Source organism: Flavobacterium sp. Sd200 (assembly GCF_009826935.1).
Lineage (GTDB): Bacteria > Bacteroidota > Bacteroidia > Flavobacteriales > Flavobacteriaceae > Flavobacterium.
On record NZ_WUMN01000011.1, the window covers coordinates 21,032 to 32,914 of the forward strand.

6 protein-coding genes are annotated in these 11,883 nt (G+C 40.9%); 1 reads left to right on the forward strand and 5 read right to left on the reverse strand.

The features are described 5' to 3' along the window. Nucleotide 1: 1 nt before the first annotated feature. The 5 genes from uxaC to GR160_RS18335 all read right to left on the reverse strand — a co-directional run bounded on the left by uxaC (nt 2) and on the right by GR160_RS18335 (nt 9,049). Complete coding sequence (uxaC, locus tag GR160_RS18315; RefSeq protein WP_160751356.1) at nt 2-1,408, reverse strand: glucuronate isomerase; 1,407 nt, start codon at nt 1,406-1,408, stop codon at nt 2-4. 14 nt (nt 1,409-1,422) lie between these two features. Further along, nucleotides 1,423-2,595, reverse strand: coding sequence for a mannonate dehydratase (uxuA, locus tag GR160_RS18320; protein WP_160751357.1), 1,173 nt, complete (start codon nt 2,593-2,595; stop codon nt 1,423-1,425). Between the two features lie 13 nt (nt 2,596-2,608). Continuing rightward, the gene (locus GR160_RS18325; protein WP_160751358.1) at nt 2,609-3,430 is read right to left on the reverse strand and encodes an SDR family oxidoreductase; all 822 of its coding nucleotides are present in this window, start codon (nt 3,428-3,430) and stop codon (nt 2,609-2,611) included. A gap of 174 nt (nt 3,431-3,604) precedes the next feature. After that, nucleotides 3,605-6,358: a beta-galactosidase GalB gene (gene galB, locus GR160_RS18330; RefSeq protein ID WP_237421252.1), complete on the reverse strand. Its 2,754-nt coding sequence runs from the start codon at nt 6,356-6,358 to the stop codon at nt 3,605-3,607. A 63-nt stretch (nt 6,359-6,421) separates the two neighbouring features. Further along, nucleotides 6,422-9,049: a glycoside hydrolase family 3 C-terminal domain-containing protein gene (locus GR160_RS18335; protein ID WP_160751359.1), complete on the reverse strand. Its 2,628-nt coding sequence runs from the start codon at nt 9,047-9,049 to the stop codon at nt 6,422-6,424. A gap of 246 nt (nt 9,050-9,295) precedes the next feature. Here GR160_RS18335 and GR160_RS18340 point away from each other — a divergent pair, with 246 nt between their 5' ends. Next, on the forward strand, nt 9,296-11,863 hold the full coding sequence (locus GR160_RS18340) for a glycosyl hydrolase 115 family protein (protein WP_160751360.1): 2,568 nt from the start codon (nt 9,296-9,298) through the stop codon (nt 11,861-11,863). The last annotated feature ends 20 nt before the right edge of the window (nt 11,864-11,883 follow it).

Consider the following 11,883-nt stretch of genomic DNA (forward strand, 5'->3'; position numbering starts at 1 on the left):
GCTAAAGCCTGAAATAGTTTTTAGCATTGTTATAGCATATATCTCCGATTATAGAGCCTATCCAGTTGATATCGTTAGGGATATATCCTTTTTTAATATCCTGCGCAAAAAGGTTGCAAATCAATCTGCGGAAATATTCGTGGCGCGAATATGAAAGAAAACTTCTTGAGTCGGTAAGCATACCAATAAATGTACTTATCAACCCTTGGTTAGATAAAGTATTTATTTGTTTGGTCATGCCGTCTAACTGGTCTAAAAACCACCATCCGGATCCAAACTGTACCTTTCCTCGAATGCCTTCACCCTGAAAGTTCCCGGCCATTGTTGCAAACAATGTGTTATCGGCAGGGTTGAGGTTATACAAAACTGTTTTGGCCAGCTTGTCATGGCTCTCTAAATGGTTTAAAAAGTAAGCAAGGGTCTCGCCCTGTTTATAATCTCCCACGGTGTCATAGCCTGTATCGGCACCCAGCACCGCTACTTTATGTGCATTGCTGTTTCTTAAAGACCCCAAATGAAACTGCTGAACCCAGCCTTTGTCATAATATAATTTGCATAGTTCCGCTAATACATAAAATGAAAAGGAGTCTTTAACAGAAAGGGCATTATTGTCGTCTCCGTTTAAAACAGCTTTAAAAACGGCATCAATTTCGGCTTTGCTGTAATTATCTCTTGGCGGCACTGCTGTTAACCCATGGTCTGAAGCACAGCATCCTGCGTCATCAAAATAAGCTATACGAATGCTGTAGGCAGCCATTAGGGATTCGAGGTCGGTAATGTTTATACCTGCCGAATTGCCTAGTTTTTGAACATACTCCCTAAAATCGTTCCCGGTATGAATGTTGAATATCTTATCGGGCCTGAACGACGGAAGTATTTTTGTACTGAAGGTACTGTTTTTTAGTTGCAGATGATGCTCTAATGTATCAATAGGGTCATCTGTCGTACCCACCATCACCACATTAAATTGTTGCAGCAGTCCCTGTGTAGAGAAGTTATCCTGCTGCAACATTTTAGTAGTGGTATTATAAATGCTTTCGGCATTATTTGCATTCAAAAGTTCGGTAATGCCAAACGGATTTTTAAGTTCCATGTGTGTCCAGTGAAACAAAGGGTTGCGCACCGTGTATGGTACGGTCTGTGCCCATTTGGCAAACTTTTCGCTATCACTGGCATCTCCTGTAATGTAACGCTCTTCAACACCCAATGCGCGCATGGCACGCCATTTATAATGGTCGCCTTTAAGCCATATATCGGTAATGTTCTCAAACTTTTTATTGCTTGCAATAGCCTCCGGCGACAGGTGCGAATGATAATCTATAATAGGCTGATGTTTAGCAAAACCATGATAAAGCTGTTCTGCAACATCAGATTCTAAAATGAAATTATCGGTTAAAAAAGATGCCATAGTTTCCGTATAAATTATTGACCGATAATACCTAATTCAAGCCCGCGTAGTTCGGCTAAACCACGCAGCCTGCCAATGGCAGAATATCCCGGATGGGTAGTTTTGTTAAGGTCGTCCAGCATTTGATGCCCATGATCCGGCCTGAAAGGTATAGGTGTGCTGCGTGTACTGTTTTCGGCTACAATAGCTTTCATTATGCTGTACATGTTTACATCGCCGTCAAGATGGTCGGCTTCATAAAAGTTTCCGGCTTCGTCTTTTTTTACATTTCTTAAATGTATAAAATGAACACGGTGTTTTACGGCTTCAAAAATTTCAGTAATGTTGTTTTTAACTCCTGCTCCCAATGAACCTGTACAAAAACAAATGCCGTTGTGCTCTTTATTAACTCCGTTTATAATAAATTCAAGATCGCCTTTATTGCTGGCAATTCTCGGTAATCCTAAAATAGGGTAGGGAGGGTCATCCGGGTGAATGGTCATTTTAACACCTTCTTCTTCACACACGGCAGCAATTGCCTCTAAAAAGTAAAGTAGGTTTTGCCTTAACCCGTCAAATCCAATAGCCTGGTAAATGTCTATACTTTGCTGTAGACTTTCCAGTGTTATGCTGTCTTCACCAGGCACTCCCATCAAAATTACCTCAGTTAAAACGGCAGTTTCTTCTTCAGATATTGTTTTGCTCTTTTCGGCAGCACCGGCTACAATTGCTTCCGGATAATCATTGGCAGCGCCTTCTCTTTTTAAGATATAGATATCAAAATAGGCAAGATCTTCCCAGTTAAAATAAAGTGCCTTAGAGCCATCTTTCATTTCAAGATCCAGCTTTGTGCGGGTCCAGTCAAGCACAGGCATAAAATTGTAGCATACTGTTTTAAGCCCGCATGCACTAAGGTTTTTTAAAGACTGGCGGTAGTTGTCCAAATATTTTTCGGCATCTGCACTACGGGTTTTTATGGCTTCGTGCACAGGTACGCTTTCTACCACACTCCAGGTTAACCCGGCATCTTCTATCTGTTTTTTTCTTTTGCTTATTTCTTCCACCGTCCACACAGCACCGTGGGCTACATGGTGCAGGGCAGATACTATTCCTGTTGCACCGGCCTGCTTAACATCCTGCAGGCTTACCGAATCATCCGGGCCATACCATCTCCAGGTTTGCTCCAGTTTTTTTGTTGTATTTTCCATGTTTATTTAAATATTATACGCCACACCAGGCATTAAAACCACCATCTACAAAAAGTATTTCCCCGTTTACAAAACCGGAGGCATCGCTAAGTAAAAATACAAGGCTTCCTTCTAATTCCTGTGGTTCGCCAAGGCGTGAGTATGGAGTGTTGTTTACAAATTTTTGTGCCCTGTCTGTAAATGTTCCGTCAGGGTTGGTTAGCAGCGTGCGGTTTTGCTCTGTAAGGAAAACCCCCGGTGCAATGGCATTTACTCGCACTCTGTCGCCATAACGCAACGACAGTTCGGCAGCCATCCATTTGGTATAGCCGTCTATGCCGTGCTTGGCAACATTATATCCTAAACCTCTTGTAATAGAGCGGCTCGCAGCCAAAGAAGATATATTTACTATAGAACCTTTACCCTTTTCGGCAATTACACGGCCAAATATATGGGTTGGTATTATAGTGCCATACAGGTTAAGTTCTATGGCTTTGATGGTATCTGTAACATTAGATTCAAAAAGGTTATCATTCGGTCCTATTGTAGAGCCGGGAATGTTTCCGCCTGCGGCATTTACCAAACAATCTATAGTGCCAAAGCGGGCTAAAATTTCATCTTTGGCGCGAATAATATCCTGTTCATCCAGAACATTGGCTACAACAGCAATAGCCTCTCCACCAAGTTCTTCTACCATTGCCACCCTTTCATCTGCCTTTTCTTTATTGCGGCCCAAAACGGCAATTTTGCCTCCTGCTTCTGCAATGGCTTTAATAAACGATTCGCCCAAAACACCTGTGCCGCCTGTTACGACAACAACCTTACCTTTAAGCGAAAATGTGTCTAAAACATTCATTGATATATTGATTATTTATTTTGAAGTTTATGTTTTATGAGGGTCAATATTAGACCTAAAATTTCTAAATTTTTGTAACTTTTGTAAATATCCGCTAAAACGTATTCGTAGCAGTTACGCACAATTTTAACCGTAAACTGAGTTAGCATACGGCTAAATTGCTATAGTAATTTATTATTTGCCTGTGGTTATTATAACAGAGGCCTGCTGTAAACCTGCCGATTCGGCTTTTACTTTTATTTTGCCCTGCTGTCCCGGCTTTGCTCTAACTATAACAAGACACAGGCCGTTAAAAGCTTCTTTTTCTAAAGATGCAAAAGATGTAAGGTTGGCAGAGTCTCCGTTATCTGTAGCTACAATTTCGCCTGGTCCTTCTATCGAGAATTTAAGCATGTTTTTTGCATCAGGAACCATCAAACCGTCTTTATCTGTTACGGTTACAGTTATAAAAGACAGGTCTTCTCCATCGGCTTTTATAACATTTCTGTCTGGTGTCAGCGTTAGTTTGGTAGATTTTGTAGTGGTTTTTACCATGTCTTCAGCCCACTTTTTACCGTTCTTGTAGGTCACAACTTTAAGTTCTCCAGGGGTATATTTTACATCATCCCAACGCAGACGATATTCATACTGCTCTTTCTTTTTCCTGCCCAACGATTTGCCATTAAGGAACAGTTCGGCTTCATCGCCCGATGTAAATACATGCACCGGAGTAATTTCTCCTTCGCGGCCTGTCCAGTTCCAATGCGGCAGTATGTGTGCTATTGGGAGTTCCGGCTTCCAGTGCGACTGGTATAAATAAAAGCGGTCTTTTTTAAATCCGGCAAGATCTATAACCCCAAAGTAGGAGCTTTTAGAAAGATAGTAGGGAGTAGGCTCTCCAATGTAATCCCAACCACTCCATACAAAACCTCCGGCAACATACGGGTGTTTTTCCATAGAAGCAAAAACTTTATCGGCCGATGCCCCAAAATCTACCGAGTACAATTCATAAGAACTTACCTGTTGTTTTTTGGAATCGCCTCCCTGACCGTCTCTGATGGGTGAACTGTTGCCCTTATACACCGGGAAAATATATTCGCCACGACTGCTTACGGCTGCTGCATTCTCGCTGCTTACAATTACCTTATCAGGAAATTTTTCGTGAAAAGCGGGGAACAAAGGCGGAGTGTTTATTCCTTTTAAACCTGCATAAGCATCACCATTGCGTATGCCTTCGCCCTGATAGTTAAGGCTTATGAGATCTACCACAGCAGGCAATGGCATGTTTGGTTTCGCATAGTTCATAGATATGGTTGTAGGTCGGGTGGCATCTTCTTCTTTAGTAATAGCCTGCAGGCGTTTTGCCACTTCGGCACCCTGAATATCCGTATATTGTTCTCCTACTTCGTTGCCAAAACTCCACATTATTATAGATGGGTGATTGCGGTCGCGCCTTAACATTGCCCTAAGGTCCTGTTCATGCCATTCCGGAAAAATAAGGTGGAAATCCAAAGGGGTTTTCTTTAATTCCCAGCAGTCAAAAACCTCGTCTACCACAAGAAAGCCCATTTTATCTGTTAATTCCAATAATTGCGGGTCTGGCGGATTATGAGAGAAACGGATGGCATTACATCCCAACTCGCGCAGTATTTCAAGCTGGCGCTCGGCAGCGCGCACATTAAATGCTGCGCCCAGTGCTCCAAGGTCATGGTGTTGGTTTACTCCTTTTAAATAAATATGTTTTCCGTTTACAAATATTCCCTTTTCGGCATCAAAACGCAGGTCTCTTATACCAAAGTTTGTAGTGTACGTGTCTACGGTTTTACCGTTTAAAGATACTGTGGTTACAGCCACATAACGATTTGGAGTGCCTTCCGGCACAGGCTCCCATAATTTTGGATTTTTAAGTATGACCGATCCTGAAACAGTTTCCTGAGATCGTGGTTTTAAGGCTGCGTTTGCCGGTGTGATTTTTGCCACAGCCTGGCCTGTTTTATTTCCTTTAGAATCTAAAAGATATATCTCGGTAGCTACCTGATAACTGCCCTGTGCATCTGAATTATTTTCGAGCGTTACCTTAAGGTCGATATTTGCAGATGCTGCCGAAACATTGCTTGTTGTAATGTAAGTGCCCCAGTTGGCTATGTGTACCGGCTGTGTTTTTGTTAGCCATATACTGCGGTAAATGCCTGCTCCGGGATACCAGCGTGCAGAGCCTATAGGATTGTCTACCCTTATAGCAAGTTGATTTTCGCCTCCGGGAATAATATAAGGGGTAAGGTCTAACTGCCATGATGCATAGCCATAAGGCCATCCGCCAACAAGTTTGCCGTTTAGCCATACCATTGCATAAGACATAGCTCCGTCAATATCAAGAAAAACCGATTTGCCCTTATCAGATAGCGGCACATCAATTTTTCTTCGATACCAGGCAACACCCTGTATAGGCAACCTGCCCATGCCACCACCAATAATAGTACCGTCTCCTTTATAAAACGGACCCTTAATCGCCCAGTCGTGAGGAAGGTTTATACTTTCCCAGCCTTTGTCGTTAAACCCTGACTGTACAAAAGCAAAATCGCTGCCCGGGTTTCCCGCCGGGCGCACATGTTTTTTTGCCTGATCTTTAATAAACGCATTTCCGGTAGGCAGGATATAAGGTTTTAAAACTTCTTTTTTACTTTCTACTTTTAACGCTTCGGTTGGTTTTGCATCTGCAGCTATGCGGTCTATGTTTTCGTTAACTTCAGGACACACATCATAAATAAGGTCATCGGCTTTTTCGTTTTCCCCATATTTGTAAAACTTCCATCCGTTATTGATGTTTATACGCTCCCTTACTTCTGTATTTTTTGTTTTTGGGTTTTGCGCCAGTATTGGCAATGTAACCAAAAGGCACATACCTATAGAATGAAGTATGCTTTTTTTATTCAGTTTTGATTGATACATAATAATGTAGTTAAGCATAATTATACTTTTTGGATATTATTTTTTGCGTAATTATTTGATGAGCTATTTTATCGTAATAGCCTTCTTTAAAACATTGCCTTTAGTTTTGTTTGGTTCATCGGGCTGATGACCGCCAACAGCTATCTCTACAGATCCATTAAATTGTTGCAAAGCTCCTTCGGCTGTAGTGTATGAAAGGTCATCGGGAGTTAAAGTAAAGCTAACAGTTTTACTCTCGCCCGCCTTAAGGCTTACTCTTTCAAAACCTTTCAATGCTTTTATCGATGTTTTAATCTTTGCGTCTTTATTGATCACGTAAAGCTGAACCACTTCATCTCCATCCATTTTTCCTGTATTGGTTACCGTTACCGATGCTTTAACATTTTTGCCCTTTGCAATTGTGGCGGGCAGGCTTAGCTTATCATATTTAAAGGTAGTATAACTTAAACCATATCCAAACCCATAAAGCGGAGTTCCGGTAAAATAGCGGTACGTGCGGTTTTGCATACTATAATCAGTAAACGAAGCTAAATCGCTGTCGCTTTTGTAAAAAGTAACCGGCAAACGTCCTGATGGGTTGTAATCGCCAAATAAAATATCTGCAACGGCGGTACCTGCTGCCTGCCCTCCATACCATGAATTTAAAATGGCAGGGATGGTATTACTTTCCCATGGGGTGGCTATTGCGCTGCCTGTCATCATTACAAATACAACCGGTTTGCCTGTGGCTCGTAGTTCTTTCATTAGTTCAGTTTGTATTGCGGGCAATACAATAGTGGTGCGGTCTCCGCCTTCAAAGCCGGGATCATTTACTTTCATTTCTTCTCCCTCAAGCTGTGGCGATATTCCACCTACAAAAATAAATGCATCGGCATCTTTATATTTTGTTGCAACGGCCTTTAAGTTGTTCTTTACAAAGTTGCCTGCACTAAGCCTAACATTGGCTTTGCCATCGCCCTGCCAGTATTCTACCTGTATGTTGTACACTTCACCTTTTACAGTTTTAAGATCGTAGGTTTTTGCTCCCCATCGGTTTTTAGACCAGGCATCCAAAACTGTTTTCCCGTTAATAATTAAACGGTAACCATCGTCGGCCTCCATTTCAAATGTTATATTTCCGCTGCTTACAGGTTTAAAATTAGTAGTGTAGCGCACAGAAAAATCCCTTGCTTTAATACTGCCTGTAACAAGTTGCCCTTCCTGCCAAAAGTTGTCAATTTTGCTTTCCTGTTTAACCATTTCCGGAGTGCCGCTAAGTTTTGTGTTATTAAAATACTCTGCTTTAAAGCCCTGCTTGCCTTCAAAAGAGTATTGGCTGCTAAGGTCTTCATACGCTAATAGCTCATTGTTGGTAAAGTTTACGGCCTTTTCATAAACTACCTGAGTATCTTTGCCTACTTTATCTTTTATACCCTGTAAAACAGTAGTAAGGTTAGACGGGATTCCATTGTAGTTGCCTAAAATAGCAATACTGTTATCGGCATTTGGACCCAGAACTACTATTTTTTTTAGTTTCTTGCTTAGAGGTAGTGTGTTGTTTTCATTTTTAAGTAATACCATAGACTGCTGTGCCATTTTTAGTGCATGTTGCTTATGTGCAGCACTCTCTAACACCGATGCAGGTGTTTGGGCATATTTAACCATAGAAACAGGGTCGAACATGCCTAACTGAAAACGCACCATAAACAGGCGTTTTACAGAAATATCTATTTGAGATTCCGGGATTTTGCCATTTTTTACGGCCTGTACCAAAGCTTTGTATGCATCGGTACCACAATCTATATCAGTGCCGTGAAAAACAGCATCAGCCGAAGCCGATTCAGCATCAGAATGTGTTTTATGATTTTTGAAAAAATCATCTATTGCCCAGCAGTCAGACGTTACATAGCCTTTAAACTTCCATTGGTTGCGCAATATATCGTTCATTAGGATATCACTTGCACAGCAGGGCTGTGTCCTGAAAGCATTGTAGGCACACATAACCCCAACAACGTCCGAGACTGTTATAAGTTTTTTAAAAGCTGGGAGGTAAGTATCCCAAAGGTCATAAGTGCTAACATCGGCATTATATACGTGTCTCAGTGCTTCGGGGCCGCTGTGTACGGCATAGTGCTTGGCACAGGCAGCGGCCTTTAAATATTTAGGGTCGTCTCCCTGTAACCCCCTAACAAAGGCATCGCCAAGGGCAGCAGTTAAATAAGGATCTTCACCATAGGTTTCCTGACCGCGTCCCCAGCGCGGATCGCGAAATATATTTACATTGGGTGTCCAATAGGTAAGCCCAAGATAGCGTTCATTGGTGCGGTTGGTTTCTACAGCTTTATTATAAATGGCACGCCCTTCCAGTGCAGAGTAATCAGCCATTGTAAAGAGCGAATTTTTATCGAACGTAGCAGCCATGGCAATTGCCTGAGGGTATACAGTTACTTTAAAAGGTGTACGGGCTACACCGTGCAGGGTTTCGTTCCACCAATCATAAGCAGGTATGCCCAGTCTTGGTATGGCTGGCGAGGAGTTGAGCATTTGAGATACTTTTTCTTCGAGTGTAAGGCGGCTAACAAGGTCGTTTACACGTTGATCAAAAGTTAAGTTGTAGTCCTGAAACGGATAGTCTTTATTTTGAGCGTTGCCGGTAAACGAAATGACCAGCAAAGAAAAAATAAATGTGTTACTGAGTATTTTTTTTATCATACTGAAATATTTGAAATTTTGCCTTTGGAGGCTATCTTAAAGTCTTTTTGACTATTTTTAAATAAGGGCAAATTTTTTTACTGTACCGTGCCAGTAAATCAAAAGTAAAATATAACTCAGGATATGCCCGATAATTTAATTGCAAAGTTACGAATACGTTTTAGCTAATAATTAAAAAACATTTAATAATTTTAGCTAAATAGGTCTAATATTGACTCATAAATAAAAAATCCTTACTTTATATAAATGAATAAAACACTTTTAATTTTATTTAGCCTAATTTTTTTTAAAATCAATGCTCAGGATTTTGTTAAAAAAGACAGCAATGACAACTATTTCTCTGTGGTTTCAGCATTAGAAACTGCCCAAGTTGTATTCGATAAAAGTGATGATTCGTTGGTGCACATTGCCGCAAAACTTTTTGCAAATGACATCGAAAAGGTAACCGGTAAAAAACCTGAACTGAGTAATAAAATAAAAAAAAATAGCAATATAATAGTCATAGGTACTTTAAGTAGTAGCTCTTTTTTACAGGAATTAGTAAAAAAGAAAAAGTTTAAAGCAGAAAACCTGAAAGAACAATGGGATGGTTATCAGGTTCAGGTAATAAAAAATCCGTTTAAAGGAGTAAAGCAGGCTTTAATAATTGCAGGAAGTAACAAACGCGGTGCGGCTTATGGAGCGCTCGAACTCTCTAAACAATTTGGGGTTTCGCCATGGAACTGGTGGGCGGATGTGCCTGTAGTTCAAAAAAAGGAGCTGTATGTTGATGATACTATTTTTTTAGCCGATGCACCCAAAGTAAAATACCGCGGTATATTTATTAACGACGAAGCTCCTGCGTTTACAGGCTGGGCACGTGAGAAATTTGGTGGGCTGAACCATAAAACTTATGAGAAAGTTTTTGAATTGCTGCTTAGGTTAAAGGCCAACTATATGTGGCCTGCCATGTGGGGAAGTGCATTTAATATTGATGACAAGCTAAATCCTGTACTTGCTGATAAATGGGGCATTGTTATAGGGACTTCTCACCACGAACCCATGCTACGCGCACAACAGGAATGGAAACTTTTTGGTAAAGGGCCATGGGACTATACTAAGAACGATGAGGTTTTACGTGATTTTTGGCGTAAGGGCATTGAAAATATGAGCAAACACGAAAGTATTGTAACCATTGGTATGCGCGGTGACGGCGATGAGCCTATGACCGAAGGCACTGCAACAGCATTGCTTGAAAAGATCGTGGCCGACCAACGCACCATACTTGAAGAAGTTACCAAAAAACCTGCCTCAGAAACTCCGCAGCTTTGGGCTTTATATAAAGAAGTTCAGGACTATTATGATAAAGGAATGCGTGTACCCGACGATGTTACACTTTTACTGTGCGATGATAACTGGGGCAACATCCGTAAGTTGCCTAAAAAAGATGAAAAACTGCGAAAAGGCGGTTATGGCATATATTATCATTTTGATTATGTGGGCGATCCGCGTAACTATAAATGGATAAATACTAATAACATTGCCCGTGTGTATGAACAAATGCATTTGGCATGGGAGTATAATGCACGCCATATATGGATTGTAAATGTGGGTGATATTAAGCCAATGGAATTGCCTATTTCGTTCTTTTTAGATTATGCATGGGATCCTGAAAAATATACACCTGAGAATTTAAGGAGCTATTATACGGATTGGGCAGAGCAACAGTTTGGGAAACAATATGCCGTTGAAATCGCTAGCATACTTCGCGAATACAGCCAGATGGCGGCGAGGCGCAAACCGGAGCTTACAGATGCAAATACGTATAGTTTAGAGAACTATAATGAAGCACAAAATATTGTAGATGCCTATAATGTGCTGTTGAAAAAAGCACAGGGTATTAATAAAAAATTGCCTGCGGAGTATCATGATGCATATTATCAGCTGGTGCTGCATCCTGTAGAGGCCAATGCTAATTTACATGCTATGTATCTGGCGGCAGCCCTGAATAAAAAATATGCTGTTGCACAGGATAAAAAAGCAAATGCGTATGCTGATGAGGTTAAAGCATTGTTCCAAAAAGATGCTGATATAAGTACTCAATACAATAAAAATACAGCAAACGGTAAGTGGAACCATTTTATGGATCAGGTACATATTGGTTACACTTCGTGGAACGATCCTAAAGTAAACATAATGCCTGAAGTTAAATATGTATCTGAGGATAGTAAAACAGTACTAAAACAGGAGGCTATAGTTGCAGATAAAACCGCAGAAAGTATTGTGCCTAAAAGTTCTGCCCCTTTTTTTTATGAAAAAAACGGATATGTATCAATACAGGCAGAACATTTTACAAAAGCAATAAATACCAATGGGGTAGAGTGGAAGGTGCTGCCCGATATTGGCAGGACAGGATCGGGGGTTACGCCTTTTCCGGTTACAGCAGCAAAACAGGAACCGGGAGGTAACAGCCCGCACCTTGAATATGAATTTTATGTTTATTCAGAAAGTAAAGCAGATGTTCAGGCTTATTTTTCGCCTACACTTAACTTTCATAATGAGGCAGAAGGACTGCGTTATGCAATATCTATAGATGATGAGAAGCCTCAGGTTTTAGGCATAAATACTTATAAAGATTTGAGCGAGTGGAGAGCATGGGTAAGTAATAACGCTATTCTTAAAACTACATCTCATATTACACTTAAACCGGGAAAGCATGTACTTAAATTTTGGATGGCAGACCCCGGCATAGTGCTTCAAAATATAATAATAGACCTGGGCGGACTTAAAAAAAGCTACCTCGGGCCACGGGAAACCATGGTCAGGTCTAAATAAATCATTATTACCGAATTAAT

What these genes read in the sequence shown, in the direction of transcription:
- uxaC (WP_160751356.1), bottom strand. Translation starts at nt 1,408, where the DNA reads ATGGCATCTTTTTTAACCGATAATTTCATTTTAGAATCTGATGTTGCA.
- uxuA (WP_160751357.1), bottom strand. Translation starts at nt 2,595, where the DNA reads ATGGAAAATACAACAAAAAAACTGGAGCAAACCTGGAGATGGTATGGC.
- GR160_RS18325 (WP_160751358.1), bottom strand. Translation starts at nt 3,430, where the DNA reads ATGAATGTTTTAGACACATTTTCGCTTAAAGGTAAGGTTGTTGTCGTA.
- galB (WP_237421252.1), bottom strand. Translation starts at nt 6,358, where the DNA reads ATGTATCAATCAAAACTGAATAAAAAAAGCATACTTCATTCTATAGGT.
- GR160_RS18335 (WP_160751359.1), bottom strand. Translation starts at nt 9,049, where the DNA reads ATGATAAAAAAAATACTCAGTAACACATTTATTTTTTCTTTGCTGGTC.
- GR160_RS18340 (WP_160751360.1), top strand. Translation starts at nt 9,296, where the DNA reads ATGAATAAAACACTTTTAATTTTATTTAGCCTAATTTTTTTTAAAATC.